Source organism: Streptomyces sp. CS113, assembly GCF_002188365.1.
Taxonomy (GTDB): Bacteria; Actinomycetota; Actinomycetes; order Streptomycetales; family Streptomycetaceae; genus Streptomyces; species Streptomyces tendae.
The window spans coordinates 440,069-463,696 of sequence record NZ_KZ195574.1 but is presented as its reverse complement, the minus strand read 5'-3'; the positions used below and the strand labels follow the sequence as shown (position 1 = coordinate 463,696).

Annotated in this window: 11 protein-coding genes; 10 read left to right on the top strand and 1 reads right to left on the bottom strand. The window is 72.8% G+C overall.

The annotated features are described in order from the left end of the window. Window positions 1–136 precede the first annotated feature (136 nt). Window positions 137–2,002 carry a CocE/NonD family hydrolase gene (locus tag B9W62_RS01745; protein WP_087804468.1) on the top strand — a complete coding sequence of 622 codons (1,866 nt, stop codon included), beginning with the start codon at window positions 137–139 and terminating at the stop codon, window positions 2,000–2,002. A 38-nt stretch (window positions 2,003–2,040) separates the two neighbouring features. Next, complete coding sequence (locus B9W62_RS01740) at window positions 2,041–2,280, top strand: DUF5302 domain-containing protein (protein ID WP_087804466.1); 240 nt, start codon at window positions 2,041–2,043, stop codon at window positions 2,278–2,280. A gap of 81 nt (window positions 2,281–2,361) precedes the next feature. Here B9W62_RS01740 and B9W62_RS01735 read toward each other — a convergent pair whose 3' ends face one another. Continuing rightward, a complete protein-coding gene (locus B9W62_RS01735; RefSeq protein ID WP_087804464.1) occupies window positions 2,362–3,309 on the bottom strand; it encodes a methionyl-tRNA formyltransferase in 948 nt (315 codons plus the stop codon). A gap of 174 nt (window positions 3,310–3,483) precedes the next feature. Between B9W62_RS01735 and B9W62_RS01730 the strand changes: the two genes are divergently transcribed. The 8 genes from B9W62_RS01730 to B9W62_RS01695 all read left to right on the top strand — a co-directional run bounded on the left by B9W62_RS01730 (window position 3,484) and on the right by B9W62_RS01695 (window position 23,614). Further along, complete coding sequence (locus tag B9W62_RS01730; protein WP_087804462.1) at window positions 3,484–4,839, top strand: lysine N(6)-hydroxylase/L-ornithine N(5)-oxygenase family protein; 1,356 nt, start codon at window positions 3,484–3,486, stop codon at window positions 4,837–4,839. 11 nt (window positions 4,840–4,850) lie between these two features. Then, window positions 4,851–5,915, top strand: a complete 1,065-nt coding sequence (locus tag B9W62_RS01725; protein ID WP_087804460.1) for a FecCD family ABC transporter permease — start codon at window positions 4,851–4,853, stop codon at window positions 5,913–5,915. A gap of 11 nt (window positions 5,916–5,926) precedes the next feature. Then, window positions 5,927–7,018 (top strand): FecCD family ABC transporter permease, encoded by a 1,092-nt coding sequence (locus B9W62_RS01720; RefSeq protein ID WP_179235919.1) that lies wholly within the window; start codon window positions 5,927–5,929, stop codon window positions 7,016–7,018. Window positions 7,019–7,056: 38 nt separating this feature from the next. Then, window positions 7,057–7,920, top strand: a complete 864-nt coding sequence (locus B9W62_RS01715) for an ABC transporter ATP-binding protein (protein ID WP_087804456.1) — start codon at window positions 7,057–7,059, stop codon at window positions 7,918–7,920. 87 nt (window positions 7,921–8,007) lie between these two features. Then, entirely contained in the window at window positions 8,008–9,060 is a 1,053-nt protein-coding gene (locus B9W62_RS01710) for an iron-siderophore ABC transporter substrate-binding protein (protein ID WP_087804454.1), read from the top strand. Window positions 9,061–9,062: 2 nt separating this feature from the next. Next, the gene (locus B9W62_RS01705; protein WP_087804452.1) at window positions 9,063–10,862 is read left to right on the top strand and encodes an ABC transporter ATP-binding protein; all 1,800 of its coding nucleotides are present in this window, start codon (window positions 9,063–9,065) and stop codon (window positions 10,860–10,862) included. A 61-nt stretch (window positions 10,863–10,923) separates the two neighbouring features. Then, window positions 10,924–21,927, top strand: a complete 11,004-nt coding sequence (locus B9W62_RS01700; RefSeq protein WP_087804449.1) for a non-ribosomal peptide synthetase — start codon at window positions 10,924–10,926, stop codon at window positions 21,925–21,927. Then, window positions 21,914–23,614 carry an ABC transporter ATP-binding protein gene (locus B9W62_RS01695; protein ID WP_179235301.1) on the top strand — a complete coding sequence of 567 codons (1,701 nt, stop codon included), beginning with the start codon at window positions 21,914–21,916 and terminating at the stop codon, window positions 23,612–23,614. Before B9W62_RS01700 ends, B9W62_RS01695 begins: the two co-directional genes overlap by 14 nt. Window positions 23,615–23,628: the final 14 nt, after the last annotated feature.

The following is a 23,628-nucleotide window of genomic DNA, read 5'->3' as shown; positions in this document are numbered from 1 at the left end:
ACGGGTGCCCGGTCGCGTCCGTCAACGACCGATGTGGCAGGGGAAGTTGCGGTTCGGCCCCATCGACGTGCCGCGGCTTCGCTGCTAGACCTGCACCACCCGTACCACCTGCACCCGCCCTTCCAAGGAGGAGCATGTGAGACCACGTCGCGCGGTCGTCCGGACCGCATCGGCACTCGTCGCCGCCCTCGCCCTGACCGCCGGCCTGGGCGGCCCCGCCGTAGCGGCGCACGAGGCGGAGGCCGGGCCGTCCGCCACCGGGTCCGCCCCCGTCACGCACGAGGAGAACGACCGGGTCCCGGAGGGTTCGGTCTGGACCCAGCACTACTTCCCGTCCGCCGACCGCTCGGGCACCCGGCTCCACGCCGACGTCCTGCTGCCCGAGGGGCTGAAGCGGAAGGAGAAGGTGCCGGTCATCCTGTCGATCGGCCCGTACTTCGCCCACGCGGGCCAGACCGGTCCCGAGGGCTGGTCGCACACCGGTCCCTCCGCCCGCTTCCAGGACTTCATCGAGGGCACCGACCTGTTCGACCAGGGGTATGCCTTCGTCATGGTGGACCTGCGGGGCTTCGGCGGCTCCACCGGCTGTCTGGACTGGGGCGGGCCCGGGGAACAGGCCGACGTGAAGGCCGCGATCGACTGGGCCGCGAAGCAGCCCTGGTCCACCGGCGCGGTCGGCATGTACGGCAAGTCCTACGACGCCGTCACGGGCCTCATCGGCAACAACCTGGACCAGCGCGCGCTCAAGGCCGTCGTCGCCCAGGAACCCGTGTGGGACATGTACCAGTACATCTACTCCAACGGCGTGCCGCGCCCGAACGTGACGGGCACCGCCGGCGCCTACAACTCCATCGCCTCGATGCCCCCGATGGCGGACGACGACCCGCGCTACCGGGCCGCCGCCCGCTACGAGGAGAGCCACCCGGAGTGCCTGACGGAGAACTCGGCCGGCTACCGGATATCCGACCAGCGGGACGCGCACTGGACCTCCCGCGACCTGGCCAGGATGGCGAAGGGCAGCGACACCCCGCTGTTCGTCACGCAGGGCTTCGTCGAGAACAACACCAAGCCCGAGGAGATGGAGGAGTACCTCGACAACCACCGGGGCCCCGAGCGCGGCTGGCTCGGCCAGTGGGACCACGTGCGCGGCGGCGACCGCGTCGAGGACGGACGCCTGGCCATGGGCCGCGAGGGCTGGTACGACGAGACCCTCGCCTTCTACGACCAGTACCTGAAGGGGACCGGGCCGACGGTGCGTTACCCGGCCTACGCCCTCGAGGACTCCACCGGTGCCTGGCGGGCCCAGCGCACCTGGCCCGTCACCGAGCGGTCGGTGACCCTTCCGCTCGGCGGCGGCTCCTACGTGGACGACGGCGGCGCCTCCGCCCGCGCGGCCCTGACCGCGTCCGGCAGCCCGGCGCCGAAGGCCCCGCCGCAGCCGACCGGCAAGTGGGACATGGAGAACGCGCCCGCGACCGAGCAGCGGGCCCCGGCCGGGCTGGCCGCGGAACTGGCGAAGCGCCAGCGCGCCGGTGAGGTCGCCTCCAGCTTCTTCGTGTGGTCGAAGCCGCTGCGGAAGGACACGCGCGTCACCGGCACCCCGCAGGTGTCCCTGACCGCCCGGGGCGAGGGCAACGTCATGCTCAAGCTGTACGACGTCGCCCCGGACGGCACCGCCGTCATGTTCGACGAGCAGGTCTCCCTGGTGAAGTCCGGCCGGATGAGCGTCGACCTGAAGGCGACCGACTGGACGCTGGCCGCCGGTCACGTCCTGGCCGTGGAGATCGGCTCCATCCAGACCGGCTCCTGGCGCGACACACCCTCGGGCGAGACCATCGAGGTCCGGGGAGCCAGGCTCCGGCTGGCCCTGGACGACCCGGCCGACGACGTCGCCACCCAGGGCGACCGGTCACCGTACCTGGACACGTACCTGCGTCAGTACACGGTGAGCCTGCCGGCGGGCCCGGGCACATTCTCGGTGGTTCCGGGCGGCCGGTCGTGACAAGCTGTGCTCTTGTTGTCCGAGCCCAGGAGGTCGTCATGACTGAAGAGTCTTCATCGCAAGCAGGTTCGGAACCGGCGGAGGACGAGCGCACCGCCCTGACACCCGACGCCGACGGTCGGTACGACCTGAAGGACAAGTTCCGCCAGGCGCTGGAGCGCAAGCGCGGCAAACAGGCGGAGGCCGCGGCCCTCGCCGCGGGCGGCGACGTGGCGAAGATCCGGGGCACCCACGGCCCCGCCGCCAGCCAGCGCTCGTTCCGGCGCAAGAGCGGCTGAGACGGCGCACACCCGTCCCGGGCGGGGTCCGGCCGTGGCAGCACGGCCGGACCCCGCCCGTCGTCGTCGGCCGGCGGGTGTTCAGGGACGGGACGTCAGATAGCCGCCCATGGAGGTGAAGTACTCCGTCGCGGCCAGCTCCCGCCCGTCCTCGGTGCGTACGCGTGTGACGGCGAGGCCGTGGTTGCGGCCCCGGCGCGCGTCCGCCCCGGCGACGATCACCACGCCCTCGCCCTCGCGGTAGAAGATCCGGCCGGGTGTGCCGCCGTAGCGGCCCTCGGAGACCACCGCGGCGAGGATCTCCAGCCGCTTGCCCCGGTGGAAGGCGAAGGCGCTGGGGTACGGCTCGGACTGGGCCCGCACCAGACGCTCCAGGTCCTCGGCCGGCCAGTTCCAGTCGATGCGGATGTCCTCGGCGGAGCGCTTGTGGAAGAAGCTCGCCTGCGACCTGTCCTGCTTGGTGAACTCCGTCTGCCCGGCCGCGATGAGTCCGAGGGCGCCGACGGTGACCGGGGCGATGAGGTCGACGGTCTTGTGGAACAGGTCGGTCGCGGTGTCCGCCGGCCCGACCGGCACCGCCTCCTGCCGGACGATGTCACCGGCGTCCAGCTCGTCGTTCATCATGTGCGCGGTGACGCCCACTTCGGTCTCGCCGTTGATCAGCGCCCAGATCAGCGGGGAGAACCCGGCGTACTTCGGCAGCAGCGAGTCGTGCACGTTGAGCGTGCCGTGCCGCGGGAGGCCGAAGATGCGCGGCGGGATCCAGGTCCGCCAGTTGTTGGCCACGATGATGTCCGGATCGGCGTCCTTGAGGCGCTCGAACAGCTCGTCGTCGTCCGGGCGGTTGCGGATCAGCACCGGGACGCCGTGCTCCTCGGCGAGGTCGGCGACGGAGTCGCTCCAGATCTTCTCGTACGCGTGCTCGCTCCTGGGGTGCGTCACCACCAGCACCACGTCGTGCTCGGAGTCCAGCAGGGCTCGCAGGGTGCGGTGCCCCCAGGTCTGGTAACCGAACATGACGACCCGCATGGGGTTCCTCCTCTGAGCAGGGGCTGACCGGGCAGTTAAGCAAGCCTTACCTTAGTGGGCAACATCCATGCGTGACAGTCAAGTTGGCTCAAACAATCTCCCCGTGTGCCCTATCGACAGCCGTATCTCGTTAGCTTAGGCTCACCTAAGTTTCCGGCGCACGATGGGAGTGACATGTCACCGGTTCTTCCTGCTGACTCCACGCTGGTCCACGACCTCATCGGGATCGGCTTCGGACCGTCCAATGTCGCCATGGCGATCGCGATCCGCGAACACAACGCACGGGCCGGGGGGCAGGAGGCGCTCGACGCCCGCTTCTTCGAGCAGCAGCCCCGCTTCGGCTGGCACCGCGGCATGCTGATCGACGACGCGACCATGCAGGTGTCCTTCCTCAAGGACCTGGTGACCCTGCGCAATCCGGCCAGCGAGTACAGCTTCCTGTGCTACTTGCAGAGCAAGGGGCGGCTGATCGACTTCATCAACCACAAGAACCTCTTTCCGCTGCGGGTCGAGTTCCACGACTACTTCGAGTGGGCCGCGGCCAAGGTCGACGACATGGTCTCCTACGGCCACGAGGTCGTCGGCGTCGCACCCGTCGTGCGGGACGGCGTCGTGGACCACCTGGAGGTGACGGTCCGCTCGGGGGAGGGGCTCGAGGTCCACCGGGCGCGCAACCTCGTCGTCGGCACCGGGCTGCGCCCCCTCGTGCCGGAGGGCGTGGAGCGCGGCGACCGCGTCTGGCACAGCTCCGAACTGCTGACCAGGGTCGACGCGTTGGAGGGCACCTCGCCCTCCCGGTTCGTCGTCGTCGGCGCCGGGCAGAGCGCCGCCGAGAACGTCGCCTACCTGCACCGCCGCTTCCCCACGGCCGAGGTCTGCGCGGTCTTCGCCCGCTACGGCTACAGCCCCGCCGACGACAGCGCGTTCGCCAACCGGATCTTCGACCCGGCGGCGGTCGACGACTACTTCACCGCCCCCGACGGCGTCAAACAGCGGCTGATGGACTACCACGGCAACACCAACTACTCCGTGGTGGACATCGACCTGATCGACGACCTGTACCGGCAGGCGTACCGGGAGAAGGTCCTCGGCACCGAGCGGCTGCGCTTCCTCAACGTCTCCCGGCTCACCGACGTCAAGGAGACGCCCGACCGGGTGCGGGCCACCGTGACGTCCCTGGTCAGCGGCGAGGAGAGCTTCCTGGACGCCGATGTCGTGGTCTTCGCCACCGGCTACGGCCCGGCCGACCCGCTGGGCCTGCTCGGCGAGGTCGCGGACCGCTGCCTGCGCGACGAGGAGGGCCGGGTTCGGGTCGAACGCGACTACCGCATCGCCACCGACCCCGCCCTGCGCTGCGGCATCTATCTACAGGGCGGCACGGAGCACACGCACGGCATCACGTCGTCGCTGCTGTCCAACACCGCGGTCCGGGTCGGCGAGATCCTCGAATCGCTCCTCGACCGTGGTCTCAAGTCCGGTTCCGACGAGGCCCGTACGGTCGCCGACGGGACCGGCACCGGCGCGCGTTAGGGTACGTCGCCATGACCACGACTGCGGCCCAGCGCCCCGTGTCCGCGCCCAGGGGCCCCACCGAGGCCCGGCGGCGACGTGTCGCCGGTCTGGGTGTGCTGGCGGTGCTCCTCGTGGTCGCGGCGGCGGCCTCGCTGGCCGTCGGTGCGCGTGCGCTCAGCCCCGCCGAGGTCTGGCACGGGCTGTTCGCGGCGCCCGAGTCCGACCAGCGGCTCACCGAGATCCGGCTGATCGTGCAGACCGTGCGGGTCCCGCGCACGGTGCTCGCCGTCGTGGCCGGCGTCGCGCTCGGCGTCGGAGGGGCACTGATCCAGGGGTACACCCGCAACCCCATCGCCGACACCGGCCTGCTGGGGGTGAACTCCGGTGCCTCGTTCGCCGTGGTGGCGGGGATCGCCGCCTTCGGGTTCACCAGCCCCTTCCAGTACGTCTGGTTCGGCTTCCTGGGTGCGGCGGTCGCGGGTGTCGTCGTGTTCGGGCTGTCGAGCATCGGCCGGGGAGCGGGCAACCCCCTGACGCTGGCCCTGGCCGGGCAGGGGGTCACGGTGTTCCTCGCGGCGATGACCACGGCGGTCGCACTGACGGACAAGGCTTCGCTGAACGCCCTGCGGTTCTGGAACGCGGGCTCGTTGACCGGTGTCGGCTTCGACGTCATCTGGCCCGTGTCCGCCTTCATCGCCGCCGGGCTGCTGCTGGCGCTGACCACGCTGCCCTCCGTCAACCTGCTCAACCTGGGCGACGACGTCGCACGGGGACTCGGGGTGAACATCGCGCGGACCCGCACCATCGGCATCGTCGCCATCACCCTGCTGGCCGGCGCGGCGACCGCGGCCTGCGGCCCCATCGCCTTCCTCGGGCTCATGGTGGCCCACGTGGCCCGGTACCTGACCGGCCCGGACTACCGTTGGCTGGTGCCGTACGCCGGCCTGCTCGGCGCCGTCGTCCTGCTGGTCTGCGACATCGTGGGACGCCTGGTCGTACGGCCCGGAGAGCTGGACGCGGGGGTCGTCGTCTCGCTCCTCGGCGCACCGTTCTTCGCCGTCCTGGTGTGGCGCGGAAAGTTCAAGAACGCGTGAACGGGGCGGACGTGAAGGCGAAGAGCACGGGTGCGGCGGTGGACGTGAAGGCGGACGTGCGGGCGTCGGTGGCGCCGGGTGTGCGGTTCGGCGGCGTGTCGTTCGTGTGGCGGCCCTGGGTCGCGGGCGTCACCCTGCTCCTGGCGGTCGCGGGCTTCCTGGTGTTCTGCCTGTCCATCGGCGTCGGGGACTTCCCCATCGCCCTGCCCCGGGTGGTGGCCACGATCCTCGGCCGGGGCGAGCAGGTCGACGAGTTCGTGATCATGGACCTGCGGATGCCCCGCGCCCTCGCCGGACTCGTCGTGGGCGTCGCGCTCGGGGTCTCCGGCGCCCTCACGCAGTCGATCGCCCGCAATCCGCTGGCCAGCCCGGACGTCCTCGGCATCACCAGCGGCGCCGGGGCCGTCGCGGTGTTCCTGGTGACGGTGTCCGGCGGCGCCGCGACGGCCGTGGCCGACTCCGTGGGCCTGTCGGCGGCGGCGCTCGCGGGCGGCCTCGGCACCGGACTGCTCGTCTACTTCATGGCGTGGCGCCGCGGGATCGACGGCTTCCGGCTCATCCTCATCGGCATCTCGGTGAACGCCGTGATGCAGGCGATCACGACGTGGCTGCTGGTCACCGCCGACATCAGGGACGTCGCCCGGGCCCAGGCGTGGCTGGTCGGCTCGCTGGACAACCGGTCGTGGGACGAGGTGAACGTCGCCCTGTGGTGCACGCTCGTCCTGCTGGTCGTCGTAGCCTGCGTCGCCTTCCAGTTCAAGCCGCTGCACTTCGGCGACGAGGTCGCCGCGGGGCTCGGCGTGCGGTACGGCGCGGTCCGCGCGGTCCTGCTGCTGTGCGCGGTGCTGCTGGCGGGCGTGGCCGTGAGCGCGGCCGGGCCGGTGCCGTTCGTCGCGCTGGTGGCGCCGCAGGTGGCGCTGCGGCTGGCCAGGTGCCCGACGCCACCACTGGTGGCCTCCGGCCTGGTGGGGGCGCTGCTGCTGACCGGCTCGGACCTGGTCGCGCGCACCGCCCTGCCCGTTTCGCTGCCGGTCGGTGTGGTCACCGCCGCCGTCGGCGGGCCCTTCCTCGTCTATCTGCTGGTGCGGGCCAACCGCAGATAGCTGGTACAAAGTAAGGTGAGCCTAATCGAGGGGGCCTTGTGGTCGTTCAGTCCATCACCGGGACCGAGACGGAAGTCGACGCTGCCGCACGGCTGGCGGCCCGGGGCGTCACCGTCGGGTACGGGGCCCGGTCCGTCATCGACGGCCTCGACGTGGCGATCCCGCCCGGGGTGATCACCACCATCATCGGGCCGAACGGCTGCGGCAAGTCGACGCTGCTGCGCACCCTGTCACGGCTGCTCAGGCCGACCGGCGGTACGGTCGTGCTGGACGGCGAGGACATCGCCGCGCTCAGGACCCGCGAGGTGGCGAAGAAGCTCGGCCTGCTGCCCCAGGCGCCGGTGGCCCCGGAGGGACTGACGGTGTCCGACCTGGTCGCCCGGGGCCGCCACCCGCACCAGAGCTGGCTGCGGCAGTGGTCGTCGGACGACGCCGACGTGGTGCGGCAGGCGCTGGCCATGACCGGCGTGTCCGACCTCGCGGACCGTCCGGTGGACTCGCTCTCCGGCGGACAGCGCCAGCGCGTGTGGATCTCGATGACCCTGGCCCAGGGCACCGACCTGCTGCTGCTGGACGAACCCACCACCTACCTGGACCTGGCGCACGCGGTCGACGTGCTCGACCTGGTCGACGACCTGCACGAGTCCGGGCGCACCGTGGTGATGGTGCTGCACGACCTCAACCTGGCCACGCGCTACAGCGACAACCTCGTCGTCATGCGGGAGGGCGCGATCCTGGCGCAGGGGCACCCGCGCGACGTGATCACGGCCGACCTGCTGCACGAGGCGTTCGGACTGCGGGCGAAGGTCATCGACGACCCGGTCGGTGACCGCCCCCTGATCGTGCCGATCGGACGCACGCACGTCGAACTGGACCCGTCGAAACCGGAGTTGTCACGGTGAGGGTAGGCTAACCTCACTCAGGCGCGGTAAGGTTTGCTGCCCTCAGACGGGGCGCAGTGGACAGCGCGACAGCAAAGGGATCTCCGGATGCTCCTCAGAACGACGCGTATGAAGCCCTGGCGACGACTCGCGGCGGCCCTGTCCGCCGCCGCGCTCGGCGTCGGACTCCTCGCGGGGTGCGGTTCCGACTCGGACGACTCGGCGGACCAGGCCGGCGGCGGCACCCCGGCCGCCGCCGGTGCCTTCCCGGTCACCGTGGAGCACGCGTTCGGAACCACGAAGATCGACAAGGCGCCCGAGCGGGTCGTCACCGTCGGCTACACCGACGACCAGACCGTCCTGGCCTTCGGCATCAAGCCCGTCGGCATGGTCGACCAGTACCCGAACCCGGCCGGCCAGAGCCCCGACATCAACACCCAGTGGCCTTGGGTGAAGGACAAGTGGGGCGACGCCAAGCCCGAGGTCATCATGAAGAACGGTGACACGGGCCCCAACTACGAGAAGATCGCCGCGCTGCGCCCCGACCTGATCGTCGCGGTGTACTCCGAGATCGACCAGGCCGGCTACGACAAGCTCTCCAAGATCGCGCCCACGGTGGGCCGCACCAAGGGCGAGAAGGAGCCGTTCAGCGCTCCCTGGCAGGACAACGCGCTGCACATCGCCAAGGCGCTCGGCAAGGCCGAGGAGGGCGAGAAGATGATCGCCGACATCCAGGGCAAGCTGGACGCGGCCAAGCAGGCCCACCCCCAGTTCGCGGACCAGACCGCGGTGGTGCTCTCCTGGTACAAGGACTCGGTGGCCCCGTTCACCTCCACGGACGTGCGCGGACGGCTGGTGACCGGCATCGGGTTCAAGTACCAGACCGAGATCGACAAGGTCGCCGGCGGCGACTTCTACACCACGCTCTCGCCCGAGCGCGTCGACCTGGTCGACGTGGACCGCGTCTTCGTCATCAACGACAAGGCGGACCAGGACGCGTTGAAGAAGTTCAAGCTCTTCACCAACCTGGACGCCGTCAAGAACGGCAAGGTGTCGTACCTGCTGGACAGCGAGGGCCCGGCGGTCGGCGCGGCCATCTCCCAGGGCACCCTGCTCTCCATGCCGTACGCCGTCGACGAACTCGTCAAGTCGGCCGGGTAGGTGTGAGCGACACCGACACCCGCGTCGCCGCGGCCCCGGCCGTCCTGCGTACGGCCACGGGGCGCGAGGCGGGCCGATGGGTCGCGGCGCACTGCCGCGAGGTGCCGTGGCTGACGGCCGCCACGGTGCTCACCACGGTGGCCGGAGCGGCACTCCAGGTGCTCCCGGTGCTGCTGCTCGGCCGGGTGGTCGACGCGGTGGCCGGGGGCAGGTCGCAGTCCGTCCTGCTCACGATCGGCGCCCTGATGGTCGCCGCGGCGCTGCTCGGCGCGGCGGCGACCGCGGTGTCGACCTACCTGATCGGGCGGCTGGGCGCCGACCTGCTCGCCCGGCTGCGCGAGGGCGCCGTCCGCGCCGTCCTGGCCATGCCCAGCGCACGCGTCGAACAGGTGGGCCGCGGCGACGTGCTGTCCCGGGTCGGCGACGACGTCGCCGTGATCTCCAAGGGCATCCGCACCGCCGTTCCCACGGTGTTCTCCGCGGGCGTCCTCGTCGCCATCGCCACGGCCGGCATGTTCGGCCTCGACTGGCGGCTCGGTCTGGCGGGGGCCGGCGCGCTGCCCGCCTACGCGCTGGCCCTGCGCTGGTACCTGCCGAGGTCCGCCCCGCTGTACCGCAGGCAGCGGATGGCCCAGGCCGACCGGGCGCAGGCCCTCATCAGCGCTCTGAACGGCATCGACACCGTCCGCGCGTACCGGCTCGAGGACGCCTTCCGTGAGCGGGTCACGCGCGAGTCGTGGCGGGTGCGCGACCTTGGCATCGAGGTGTTCCGGTTCTTCGGCCGGTTCGTCGGCCGGGAGAACCGCGCCGAGTTCATCGGGCTGACGCTCATCATCACAGTGGGCTACGCGCTGCTGGAGGCGGACGCGGCCACGCTGGGCGAGGTGGCGGCGGCCCCGCTGCTGTTCCACCGGCTGTTCACCCCGCTGGGCGCCATCATGTTCACCTTCGACGAGGCGCAGAAGTCGGGCGCGAGCCTGACCCGCCTGGTCGGCGTGCTGGGGGAGGACGCCGCGGACCGGCTGGTGGGCGACGACTCCGTCGGCGCCGCCGCCGGACCGTACCCGGTGACGGTGCGGGGACTGACGTTCACCTACCCCGGGGGCGAGGAACCGGTCCTGAGGGACGTCGACCTGACGATCCCGGCGGGCGGCTCGCTCGCCCTCGTGGGGGCGACGGGCGCGGGCAAGACCACCCTGGCCGCCCTGGTCGCCGGCATCGGGACCCCGCAGGCGGGATCGGTGCGCGTCGGGCGGACCGACCTCGCGGAGCTCGACGAGGCCGGGGCGCGGGCCCTGGTGAGCATCCTGACCCAGGAGACGCACGTGTTCTCCGGGACGCTCGCCGACGACCTGCGGCTGGCAGCGCCGCAGGCGACCGACGCCGAACTCCTGGGCGCCCTGCGCACGGTCGGCGCCGGCGGGTGGGCCGAGGCGCTGCCCGACGGTCTCGACACCCCGGTCGGTGAGGGCGGCGAGCGCCTGGACGTGACCCAGGTCGCCCAGATCGCGCTGGCCCGGCTGGTGCTGGGCCGGGCGCCGGTGGTGGTCCTCGACGAGTCGACCGCGGAGGCGGGCAGCGAGGGTGCCGCCGAGCTGGAGCGGGCGGTGCTGGCCGCGTGCGCGGGCCGGACCACGCTCTTCGTGGCGCACCGTCTGACCCAGGCGATGGCGGCGGACCGGATCGCCGTCCTGGACGCCGGACGGGTCGTCGAGGAGGGCACGCACGCGGAGTTGGTGGCGCTGGGCGGCCGCTACGCACGGCTGTGGCGGGCCTGGCGCGAGGGCGGTCGGGCGGGGTAGTTAGGCATGCCTAAGTTAGGTTAGCCTGCCTTCATTCCTTGGAAGGGGCGTTGAGTCTTCGATGATGGAACCGACCGCTTCTCTCGCACGGCTTTCTCCCGGGCAGCTGACCGGCATACGCCGGCGCACCGGCGACTTCTCCGACCGGGTCGTCGCCGAGGCGTGTGCCGTCTCACTGGCGTACTGGGCCTCGGGCCGCGGCCCCGCCGGACTCGACCTCGCACCGGGCACCCTGTTCACCGACGTGCTCGGCTGGGCCGACAACGGCGGTACGGCACCCGGCGGTTGGACCGTGGGCCGGGACGGGGACGGGGACGGGGGCGGCCGGACCATCACCCTCCCGGACGGCGTCGTGCCGGACGACGCGCAACGCGCGCTCGACGACCTGGCCGACTTCCCCGACCGCCCGCTCGGCACCATCGGCCCCTCCGGCCCCGCGGAGCGCCTGGCGGACCTGGCCAGGTGGAACGACACCGACGCCGACCGGGTCCGCCCCACCTTGGTGGAGATGTTCCGCGAACAGGTCCGCGCCCGCCCGGACGCCGTGGCCGTCGTCGACGAACGCCGCACCCTCACCTACCGTCAGGTGGACGAGCTGTCCGCGCAGTTGGCGCACCACCTGGTCGCACACGGGCTCACCGCCGAAGACGTCGTCGGCATCTCCCTGGAACGCTCCGCCGAGATGGTGATCGGGTTGCTCGGTGTGCTGCGGGCGGGCGGCGCGTTCGTCCCGCTGGACCCGCACTGGCCCGCCGAACGCCGGGCCGTGGTCATCGAGGACGCGGGCGTCGTCGTACAGCTCAACTCCTCGGGCGAACACGTGCCGACGGAACCCGAAGCCGCGGCCGTGGACCTCGGCGACTGGCGGTTCGGCGCCCACCCCACCGAGGGACCCGCGATCAGCGTCCCCGGCGACGCCCTGGCCTACGTCATCTTCACCTCGGGCTCGACCGGGCGGCCCAAGGGCGCCATGATCCGGCACGAGGCGATCAGCGAGCGCCTGCTGTGGCAGATCCACGAGATCCTGGGCTTCGGACCCGACGACGCGTCACTTTTCAAAGCGCCCCTGTCCTTCGACATCTCCATCAACGAGATCTTCCTGCCCCTGGTCGGCGGCGGCAGGCTCGTGGTCCTGCGGCCCGGCGGCGAACGCGACCCGCAGCACCTGCTGGGCGTGATCGCCGAACAGCGCGTCACCTTCACCTACCTGGTCTCGTCCATGCTGGACGTGCTCCTCGAGATGGCGGGCGACTCGGGGCGCCTCGACAGCCTCCGGCACGTCTGGTGCGGCGGCGAGGTGCTCACGCCCGAACTGTACGAGCGCTTCCGTACCCGGCTCGACATCCCGCTGTACCACGGCTACGGCCCCGCCGAGACGACCATCGGAGTCTCGCACGTCGTCTACCGGGGAGCGGCCGAGCGCCTGTCGACATCCATCGGCCGGGCCAACCCCAACACCCGGCTGTACGTCCTGGACGACGAACTGCGCCCGGTCCCGGTCGGCGTCGGCGGCGAACTGTACGCGGGCGGACTGCTGCTGGGCCGCGGCTACGTGAACGCGCCGGGCCTCACCGCCTCCCGGTTCGTGGCGAACCCCTTCGCGAACGACGGCTCCCGGCTGTACCGCACCGGCGACCTCGCGCGGTTCGCTCCCGACGGGTCGCTCGACTTCCTCGGCCGCGCGGACAACCAGATCAAGATCCGCGGCATGCGCCTGGAGATCGAGGACGTCGAGGTCGGTCTCGCCGAACACCCCCACGTCCGCCACACCTGCGTCGTGGCGAAGAAGAACACGGCCGGCGGCACCTACCTCGTGGGATACGTCATCCCGGCCACCGGCCACGAGGACCTGCGCGCGGACGACGTCAAGGCGTGGGCCGGCGCGCACCTGGTGGAGTACATGGTGCCCGCCCACGTGGTCGTGATGACCGCGTTCCCGCTCACCGCGAACGGCAAGCTCGACCGGAACGCGCTGCCCGAACCCGTGCTCGCCACGGCCTCGGTCGCCCCGCCCACCACCGAGGAGGAGCGGATCGTGTGCGCGGCGGTCGCGGCACTGCTCCGGCTGGACCGGGTGGGAGTCGACCAGGACTTCTTCCAGCTCGGCGGGGACAGCATCCTGGCCATCTCCCTGCTGAGCGCGTTGCGCGACGCCGGACTCCACGTGAGCGCCCGGCAGATCTTCACTCACAGCACGGTGGGAGCGCTGGCGGCGGTGGCGAGCCGCGAGGACACCACCGCCGTGGACCACCGCGACGTGGCGACCGGAACCGTCGTGGGACCGCCCGTCGTGCAGTGGCTCGGCGAGACCACGGACGCGATCGACGGCTTCGTCCAGTCGGTCGTGCTCAACACCCCCGCGGACCTGACCGCGGACGCCCTCGGCACCCTCCTGGCCGCCCTCGTCCGCCGGCACCCCATGCTGCGCGCCAGGCTCGTGCGCGGCGCCCGCTGGGGATTCGACATCCCGGAGGCCGACCAGGACCCCGCCCGGGTCCTCTGGCAGGAGAGCGACCGGCCGCTCGACGCGTGCCTCGCCCTCGCCACCGGGGAACTGGACCCGACGGACGCCAGGATGCTGCACGCGGTCTGGCGCCGCGAGGCACGGCAACTGGCCGTCGTCGTGCACCACGTGGTGATCGACGGCGTGTCCTGGCGGGTCCTGATGGACGACCTGGCCACGGCCTGGCGGCAGCTCACCGCGGGCACACCCGTGGAACTGCCCGTGACGGGCACGTCGTTCCGGCGCTGGACCCAGCTCCTGGAACGCGCGGCGTTCGACGCGGACAGCACCTGCTTCCGTCGTCCCCTGCCGGGCCCCGACGAGCCGCTCGGCAGACGCGCGCTGTCCGAGGACGACACCGTGGCACAGGAGCGGACCCGGACCGTCCCGGTCGACGCCCGGACCACGGCCGCCCTCCTCGGCGACATCCCGGCGAAGTTCCACGCGGGCGTCAACGACGTACTGGTGACCGCGCTCGCCGTCGCCCTCGCCCGCCGCCGCCGCGACCTCGGCCAGGACCAGACCTTCGCGCACATCGAACTCGAAGGCCACGGCCGCGAAGCCGGGTTCGTCGCCCCGTCCGCCGGCTTCGAGCCGGAACTCTCGCGCACCGTCGGCTGGTTCACCACCCTGTTCCCGGTGACCGTCGACCCCGGCACGGGCCCCGACCCCACCGCCCCCGAGTACCTGTCCGCCGCACTCAAGGCGGTCAAGGAAGACCTCGCGCGCATACCGGACAACGGCGTCTCCTACGGCGCCCTGCGCCACCTGGCCCAGGCCGCCTTCGACGCGCCCGCACCCCAGGTGCTCTTCAACTACCTGGGCCGCTTCGACGCGGGCTCGTCCGGCGACTGGCAACTCGCCCGCACCACCGGGCAGCTCGGTGAGCGGCGCGACCCGCGCATGCGCCTGCCCCGCGCCCTGGAGTTCAACGCCATCGCCGAGCCCGACCCCACCGGCGCGTACGAGCTGGTCACCACCCTCTCCTGGCCCGAGGGCGTGTTCACCGACGCGGACATCGACACCCTCGCCACCTACTACCGGGAGGCGCTCACCGGGCTGGCCGCGCTGGAGCACGGCGGCCACTCGCCCAGCGACTTCCGCCCGCTGCCGCTCACCCAGGCCGACGTCGACGCGCTCGACGGCCCGGCACTGCGGGACGTCCTCCCGCTGACCCCGTTGCAGGAGGGCCTGTACTTCCACTCCGTGTACGACGACGAGGCCACCGGCAGCTACGTCGAGCAGCAACTGCTCACACTGGAGGGCGAGGTGGACCCCGACCGGCTCGCGACGGCGGCCACCCGCCTGCTCACCCTCCACCCGAACCTCGCCGCGCGCTTCGTGGTCCTGGCCGACGGCCGCGTCGTCTGCGTGCTGGAGCACGGCGTCGAGGCGCCCTTCACCACGCTGGACCGCCCCGGCATCACCGACGACGAGATCCGGGCCCACGCCGAGCGGGACCGCCGCGCCGGATTCGACCTGGCCACCGGCCCGCTGATGCGCTACACCCTCATCCGTGCGGGAGCCGGCCGGCACGTCCTGGTGCAGACGGTGCACCACATCGTCGCCGACGGCTGGTCGGTGCCGCCCATGCTGCGCGCCCTGCTGGCCGAATACCACGCGCCCGGCTCCGGGCACGCGCTCGGCGGCTTCCCCGACCACGTACGCCGCCTCGCCGCGCGCGACGGCGAAGTGAGCGACCGGGTCTGGGACGGACAACTGGCCGGCCTCCCCGGCCCGTCACTGATCGCCGAGGGGCACACGCCCTCCGCACACTTCGCCGACACGGCCGTGACGGCGGACACCGACGTCGACGCCGCCGCCCGGTCGGCCGGAGTGCCGCTGAGCGTGGCCGTGCACAGCGCCTGGGCCCTCACCCTGGGCGGCATCCTGCACAGCGACGACGTCGTGTTCGGCTCCACGGTGTCCGGCCGGGACGCGGACGTGCCCGGCATCGAGGACATGGTCGGCCTGTTCATCAACACGATCCCGCTGCGCGCCCGCTGGACCGCCGGGACGACCGCGCGCGAACTGCTCGCCGCCGTCCGGGCACACCAGAGCGCGGTACTGCCGCACCAGCACGTCTCGCTGGCCCGGATCGCCCGCCGGGCCGGCGCGGGCACCCTCTTCGACACCCTGGTGGTGTTCGACGTGGCGACCGACGTGGACGGACTGCGGCGACCCGGCGACACCTTCGCCGTCACCCGCATCGTCAACGAGGGCGCCCCGCACTACCCGCTGACGCTCGTGGTGGAACGCACACCGGACGGCCGCCCGCGCTTCAACCTGATCCACGACGCCGAACTGCTGGGACGGACCGCAGTCCGCGACATCCTCGCCACCTTCACCCGGAACCTCACCGCCCTGCTCAGCCGGCCGGACGCCCCGGTCGCCGACCTGGCGTCCCAGGACGCCGAACAGGTCGAGCCGATCACCCCGACCACCCTGGGCGACCTCTTCGACGCCGCAGCGCGCCGCACCCCGGCCGCCACCGCCGTCACCCAGTGCGCCCTCGACGGCGCCACCAGGTCCCTGAGCTACGGCGAACTGGGCCAGGCCAAGGACCAGTTGGCCGCCGCCCTGCGCGCGGCCGGGGTCGGCCCCGGCGGACGGGTCGCCGTCGCCGTGCCCCGCTCGGTCGAGCAGGTCGTCGCCCTGGTCGCCGTCGTCGCCGCGGGCGGCGCCTACGTACCGCTGGACGTGGCTTACCCGGACGAACGCCTGGAGTACGTCCTCGCCGACTCCGCACCGCAGGTCGTCCTCGTGGACAAGGAGCAGCGCGAGCGGTTCACGGGACTGCTGGACCGGGCGGGGGTGACGGCCCGCGTGCTCGTACCGGGGGAGGGGAACCCGCCCACCGGCGCGGAGCCCGGGCCCGGCGCAGGGTGGAACGACCCCGCGTACGTGATCTACACCTCGGGATCGACGGGGCGGCCCAAGGGCGTCGTCGTCCCGCACCGCAGTGTCGTGACGCTGCTGGCCAACACCCGGCCCGCGATGGCCTTCGGGCCGGACGACGTGTGGGTCCAGTTCCACTCCTTCTCCTTCGACTTCGCCGTCTGGGAGCTGTGGGGCGCGCTCGCGCACGGCGCCGAGCTGCTGGTGCCGGAGTACGGACTGACCCGTTCCCCGGTGGACTTCCACCGCCTGGTCCGCGAGCGCGGGGTGACCGTGCTCAACCAGACCCCCTCGGCGTTCCACCGGTTCGCCGAGGCGGACCGGCACGCGGGCGAGCCGCTGCCCGCACTGCGCCGCATCATCTTCGGGGGCGAGGCCCTGGACCCGGCGCGGCTGCGCGACTGGGTCGAACGGCACGGCACCGACGCGCCCGAGCTGGTCAACATGTACGGCATCACCGAGACCACCGTCCACGTCACCCACCGGCCGCTGACCGCCGCCGACTTCGCCCCCGGCGCCGCCGCGGCCAGCCCCATCGGCGGTCCGGTCCCCGGCCTGGTCGCCCACCTCCTCGACGACCGGCTCCGGCCGGTGCCGCCGGGCCGGGTGGGCGCCATCTACGTCGCCGGCGATCAGGTGGCGCTCGGCTACCTGGGCAGGCCGGGGCTCACCGCCGGCCGGTTCGTGGCGGACCCGTTCCGGGCGGACGGCTCCCGCATGTACCACACGGGCGACCTCGCCCGCCGTACGCTCGACGGCGAGCTGGAGTTCGTGGGCCGCGCCGACGACCAGGTGCAGCTGAAGGGCTTCCGCATCGAACCGGGCGAGGTGGAGTCCGCGATCCGGGACCTCGACGGCGTGGTCGACGCCGCCGTCACCGTCGCCGACAGCGAGGACCACCTGGTCGCGCACGTCGTGGGCCGGGCGCCCGCGGACCTCCCCGCGCTGCTGTCGGCGAAGCTGCCCGCCCACATGGTGCCGGGCCGGGTGCTGCCTGTCGACGCCCTGCCGCTGACGGTCAACGGGAAGCTCGACCGCGGGGCACTGACCGAGCGCGCGGCGCTGACGCCGCCCGAGAGCGGCGGGGTACGGGACCGCGACGCGCGGGTCGGCGACGCGCCGGAAGGCGACGCCCGGGACGGTGGCGGGCCGGCCGACGGGAACGACTCCGCGCTCGCGGCACTCGTCGGCATCTTCGCCACCGCGCTGCCCGGCTCCGCCCCGGACGCCGACACCGACTTCTTCACCGCCGGAGGCGACAGCATCGTCGCCATCACGGTGATCAACCGGGCCAGGGCGCTCGGCCTGCCGATCACCCCCCGCGACGTGTTCCTGCTCCGCACCCCCCGCGCGCTCGCGGGACACCTCGGCACCCGCACCCCGCGGCCCCAGGCGCCCGCGGCCGCCCGCCACGAGGACGGCCCGCTGCCGCCCACCCCGATCATGCTGCGCCGACGGGAACTGGGCGGACCACTGGCCCGGTTCGCCCAGGCCAGGACGCTGGCAGCACCCGAAGGCACCGGGTTCGCCGACGCGGAGCGTGCCGCGCGGGCCGTCGTCGACACGCACCCGGCGCTGCGGCTGCGGCTGCGTGTCGACCACGGGGCGTGGTTCCCGCGCACCGAACCCCACCGCGAGGTCACCGTGGTCCGGGCCGCCGGGACGGACGCCGCGAGCGCGGCCGACCGGGCGGCGGACCGCCTCGATCCCGAGAGCGGCGAGGTCGTCGCGTTCACCTGGCTGGAGGAGACCAGGACCCTGGTGGTCGCCGTGCACCACCTCGCCGTCGACGCCGTGTCCTGGCTGATCCTCCTGGACGACCTGGCCGACGCGATGCGCGGCACGGACCCGGCACCGCAGACCACGTCCTACGCCGAGTACGCCCGAGCGCTGACGTACCGGTCCACCGACGAGACCGACGACCTGGCCGGCTGGATCAGCACGCTCCAGGCCCCCACGCCGCTGCCCGCCGCGGTGAACCCGCGCGAGACGACGGTGGTACTCGACCCCGGACTGAGCGACCGCGTCACCCGCACCGCGCCCGCCGCGCTCGGCCTCGGTCTCACCGAACTGCTGTGCGGCGCGCTGCGCACCGCGCTGACCCGCGTCCAGCCCACGCCCACCGACCTGGCCGTCGACCTGGAGCGGCACGGCAGGGTCCCGGCCCTCGACCACCACGACTACACCCGCACCGTCGGCTGGTTCACCTCCATCGCACCCGTACGGCTCAGCGCGCACACCGACCCCGTCGCCGCGGCGCGCGAGGTCACCGAACGCCAGCCGGACGAGCGCGCCCACGCCGCCTACGGCGGCCTCAGGTACCTCAACCCGCAGACCGCCCCGCTGCTCACCGCCCGGCCCCAGGTCCTCTTCAACTACCTGGGCCGGGGCGGCGAGTCCGACGCACCGCACCTCACGGGCGGTGACGGGGGCATCGCGTACGCGGTCGAGGTGAACGCCTGGACCGACGCCGCGACCGGCAGCCTGCACGCGGCCTTCACCCTGGCCGAGGACGTCCCCGGCGAGATCACCGAGCACTGGCACCGCGCACTGGAACGGATCGCGGAGGCCGCCGCGACGGCCGAGCGCACGGCACCGGTCAGCCCCCTCCAGCGGGGCCTGTACTTCCAGGCCCAGCTGACGGGCCCGGCCGGGCACTACGTCGCCCAGAGCTACTTCACCTTCGAACGACGGCTGGACACCGAGGCGTTGGCCCGGGCGATGGAGTACGTGCTCGCACGGCACCCGGCCGTGGGCGCGGGCTTCACCACGGACGAGGACGGGAACCCGGTCCAGGTCCTCGCCGCGGACCGCCGGGTCGACGTCCGCACGGTCCACGCGGCGACGGACGAGGAGGCCGACGCCCTGCTCCGCACGGACCGGGAGCGGGGCTTCGACCCCGGCGAGCCGCCGCTGATCCGGCTGACCGTGGTACGGCTGCCCGACGACCGCGACGGACTGCTGCTCAGCTACCACCTGCTGCTGTGGGACGGCTGGTCGCGGGAGATCGTCCTGCGCGACCTGTTCGACGCCTACCGCGGCGTCCTGGCGGGCGAGCCCCTCGACCCCGGGCCGGTCACGCCGGGCTTCGAGGACCACACCCGGGCCCTCGCCGCCAAGGACCCGGCCGCCTCGGAACGCTTCTGGGCGGCGCACCTCGCCGGACTGCCCGGCCCGACCCTGCTCGCCGGACCGGCTCCCGCCCTCCCCGACGACCTGCCGCGCGCCCTCGTGCGCACCCTGACGGCCGAACGGTCCGAGGCGCTGAGGTCGGCGGCCCGGACGTACGGCGTCACCCTGAACTCGGTGCTCACCGGCGCCTTCGGCCTGCTCCTGGGCGCCCGCACCGGCCGCGCCGACGCCGTCTTCGGCGTGACCGTCTCCGGCCGGGAGGGCGAGGGGCTGGCCGACATGGTCGGCGTGCTGCTCAACACGGTGCCCATGTGGACCCGGGCCCGGCCGCACGACACGGTCCGCGACTACCTCGCGGCGGTGCAGGCGGCCAGGGTCGACGCCATGGAGCACGAGCACCTCGGGCTGGGCGAGATCCAGCGGGCCGGCGGACACGACACCCTGTTCGACAACCTGTTCGTCCTCCAGAACTTCCTGGACCTGGACGCCTTCGCCGAGATGAACGCCCGGCACGGCATCACCTCGGTGCGCGCCGACGACTCCACCCACTACCCGTTCACCTGGGTGGTCACCCCCGGCGACCGGCTCACCGTCAAACTGGAGTACCGCGACCACGACACCGAGGGCGCCCGGCACCTCCTCGACGACTACCTGCGCCTGCTCGACGAGCTCGTCGCGCGCACCGGGTCCCGCGAGCCGCTCGGGGCCCTCCCCGGCCCGGCCCCGGCGCCCCGGCCCGCCGCACGCACGGACATCGGCACGGACACCGTCGTGGACCGCTTCGACCGGGCGGCCGACCGCGACCCGGAACGGACGGCACTCGTCGCCCACGGCTCCGCCCTGACCTTCGGCCGGCTGCGGGACCGCAGCCGGGCGGTGGCGGGTGTGCTGGCCCGGCGCGGCGTCGGCCCCGGGGCGACCGTGGGCCTCGCCGTCCCGCGCTCCCTCGACTCGATCGTGGCCCTGTTCGCCGTACTGCGCACCGGCGCCGCCTACGTGCCGCTGGAGCTGGACCACCCGGACGAGCGGATCGCCGCGATCGTGGCGGACGCCCGCCCGGACGTGGTCCTCACGGTGAGCACGGTCGCCCACCGGCTCGCCGGCGACCTCGACCTGATCGAGCTGGACCGGCCGCTGCCGGAGGCCGAGCCGTTCGTGACCTTCGCGCCGAACGACCCGGACCGACTGCGGCACCCCGCGTACACCATCTACACCTCCGGTTCCACCGGCCGGCCCAAGGGGGTGGTGACCGAGTACGCCGGGCTCACCAACATGCTCGTCAACCACCAGCGCCGGATCTTCGAACCGGTGCTGGCGCGGCACGGCCACCGGACCTTCCGCGTCGCCCACACCGTGTCGTTCGCGTTCGACATGTCGTGGGAGGAACTGCTGTGGCTCGCCGACGGCCACGAAGTGCACATCTGCGACGAGGAGCTGCGCCGCGACGCGCCCCGGCTGGTCGCCTACTGCCTGGAACACGGGATCGACGTCGTCAACGTCACCCCGACCTACGCGCAGCAACTGGTCGCCGAGGGCCTGCTCGACGACCCGGCCCGCCGGCCCGCGCTGTTGCTGCTCGGCGGCGAGGCCGTCACCCCGGCGCTGTGGCGGCGGCTGGCCGAGACCGAGGGGACCGTCGGCTACAACCTGTACGGACCCACCGAGTACACCATCAACACCCTCGGCGTCGGCACCTTCGAGTGCCCCGACCCGGTGGTGGGCGTCGCGATCGACAACACGGACGTGTACGTGCTGGACCCGTGGCTGCGCCCCCTGCCCGACGGTGTCCCCGGCGAGCTGTACGTCGCGGGCGTCGGCATCGCGCGCGGCTACCTCGGGCAGCCCGCCCAGACCGCGCACCGCTTCGTCGCCTGCCCGTTCGGCGCCCCCGGCGAGCGCATGTACCGCACCGGCGACCTGGTGGTGCGGCGGCCCGACGGGAACCTGATGTACCTCGGCCGCACCGACCAGCAGGTCAAGATCCGCGGCCACCGGGTCGAACTCGGCGAGGTGGAGGCCGCGTTCGCCGCCCACCCCGCGGTGCGGTTCGCGGCCGCCGTCGCCCAGCCCGACCCGCAGGTCGACGGTGCCCACCGGCTGGCCGCCTACCTGGTGCTCGACGGCGCCGACCTGGCCCGGGTCGCCGCCGACGTGGGCGCCGCGCTACCGGACTTCCTGCGCCCCACGCACTACGCCCAGGTCGACGGCATCCCGCTGACCGTGAACGGGAAGGCCGACACCAAGGCGCTCCCGGAGGCCAAGCCGCTGGGCGCGCTGACCACGGCGGGGGAGCGGGCACCGGAGACGGAGACCGAGACGACGGTGTGCGAACTCTTCGCCGAGGCCCTGGACCTGGACGACGACGAGGTGAGCGCGGTGAGCGACTTCACGGCCCTCGGCGGGCACTCCATGCTGGCGGTGCGGCTGACCGGGCTGCTCCGCCGGGAGTACGGTCCAGTGATCACCATCCGCGATCTGTTGACCCTGCGAACCCCGGAAGCGATTGCCCGCCATCTCGATGACCACTCCTGACGCACAGCGGCCCCGCGCGGGGTCCGGCATCCTCCGTACCGCCCTGCGACGCAACGTCGGCGCGATGGCCTGGGGCACCCTCCTCATGGGCCTCTACCAGGCCGGTGAGACGGCCTTCCCCATCGCGCTCGGACTGATCGTCGAGCACACCATGCGGGACCGCAGCCCCCAGGCGCTCGGTGTCTCGATCGCCGCGCTGGCCGTGATCATCACGACCGTGTCCCTGTCCTGGCGGTTCGGGATGCGGATCCTTCAGAAGGCCAACACGACCGAGGCGCACCGCTGGCGGGTCCGGGTCGCCGGCTGCGGACTCCAGCCGGTGGCCAGGGACGTCGACCTCAAGTCCGGCGAGGTGCTGACCATCGCGACCGAGGACGCCGACCAGACCGCCGACATCATCGAGGTGGTGCCGCTGCTGATCAGCTCGCTGGTGGCGGTGCTGATCGCGGCGGTCGCGCTGGGACTGGCCGACATCCGGCTCGGGCTGCTGGTCGTCGTGGGAACCGTCGCGATCCTGTCCGTCCTGAGCGTGATGTCCAGACGCATCGGCTCCAGCACCCGGGAGCAGCAGGCCCGGGTGGCACGGGCGGGTGCCAAGGTCGCCGACCTCATCATCGGCCTGCGCCCGCTGCACGGCTTCGGCGGCAACCACGCCGCGTTCCGCTCCTACCGCGTGGTCAGTACGGAGGCGAGGCGCCAGTCCGTCACCGTCGCCCGGGTGAGCGGCGTCTACGCGGGCACCGCACTGGCCCTCAACGCGGTGCTCGCCGCCGCCGTGACCCTCACCGCGGGCTGGCTGGCCTTCCGGGGCCGGATCAACATCGGTGAACTGGTCACGGCCGTGGGCCTCGCGCAGTTCATCATGGAGCCGCTGAAGCTGTTCTCGGAGATGCCGAAGTACGTCATGATGGCCCGCGCCTCGGCCGAGCGGATGGCCCTCGTCCTCGGCGCGCCGCCGGTGACGGCACCGGGCACGGAGCGACCGGCCCCGGGCGGGGACCTGGAGGTCGACGGCGTCCGGCACGGGGCGCTGCGCAAGGTGCGGTTCCGGGTCCGGGCCGGTGAGTTCGTCGCCGTCGCGGCGTACCAGCCGAGTGCGGCGGCCGACCTCGCGGCGGTCCTCGCGCTCCACGTACCCCCCGACGCGTACGAGGGGACGGTGCGGATCGGCGGCCGGGACCTCGCGGACCTGGCGGTCGAGGGCATCCGCGAGCACCTGCTGGTCAACCCGTACGACGGCGAGATCTTCGCGGGCACCCTGCGCTCCAACATCGACCCGTCGGGCACCAGCAGGACGGTCCCCGAAGCCGTCGAGGCGTCGATGCTGACCGACGTCGTCGCGCTGCACCGCGAGGGGCTCGACTACGCCGTCCGCGACCGGGGTGCCAATCTCTCCGGCGGGCAGCGCCAACGGCTGTCCCTGGCCCGCGCGCTGGCCGCCGACACCGACGTCCTGGTGCTGCGCGACCCGACGACGGCCGTGGACGCGGTGACCGAGCAGCTCATCGCGCGGGGCGTCGCCGAGCTGCGCCGGGACCGCACCACCCTCGTGATCACCAGCAGCCCCGCCCTGCTGGACGCCGCCGACCGCGTCCTCGTCCTGGACGAGGGAGTCATCACCGCCGAGGACACGCACCGCAATCTCCTCGCCACCGACGAGGAGTACTGCCTCGCGGTGACGCGGTGACGTGGTGACGCGGT

Excerpts from the sequence above, each read along its gene's own strand:
- B9W62_RS01740 (WP_087804466.1), top strand. The coding sequence starts at position 2,041 with ATGACTGAAGAGTCTTCATCGCAAGCAGGTTCGGAACCGGCGGAGGAC.
- B9W62_RS01735 (WP_087804464.1), bottom strand. The coding sequence starts at position 3,309 with ATGCGGGTCGTCATGTTCGGTTACCAGACCTGGGGGCACCGCACCCTG.
- B9W62_RS01730 (WP_087804462.1), top strand. The coding sequence starts at position 3,484 with ATGTCACCGGTTCTTCCTGCTGACTCCACGCTGGTCCACGACCTCATC.
- B9W62_RS01725 (WP_087804460.1), top strand. The coding sequence starts at position 4,851 with ATGACCACGACTGCGGCCCAGCGCCCCGTGTCCGCGCCCAGGGGCCCC.
- B9W62_RS01710 (WP_087804454.1), top strand. The coding sequence starts at position 8,008 with ATGCTCCTCAGAACGACGCGTATGAAGCCCTGGCGACGACTCGCGGCG.
- B9W62_RS01700 (WP_087804449.1), top strand. The coding sequence starts at position 10,924 with ATGATGGAACCGACCGCTTCTCTCGCACGGCTTTCTCCCGGGCAGCTG.
- B9W62_RS01695 (WP_179235301.1), top strand. The coding sequence starts at position 21,914 with ATGACCACTCCTGACGCACAGCGGCCCCGCGCGGGGTCCGGCATCCTC.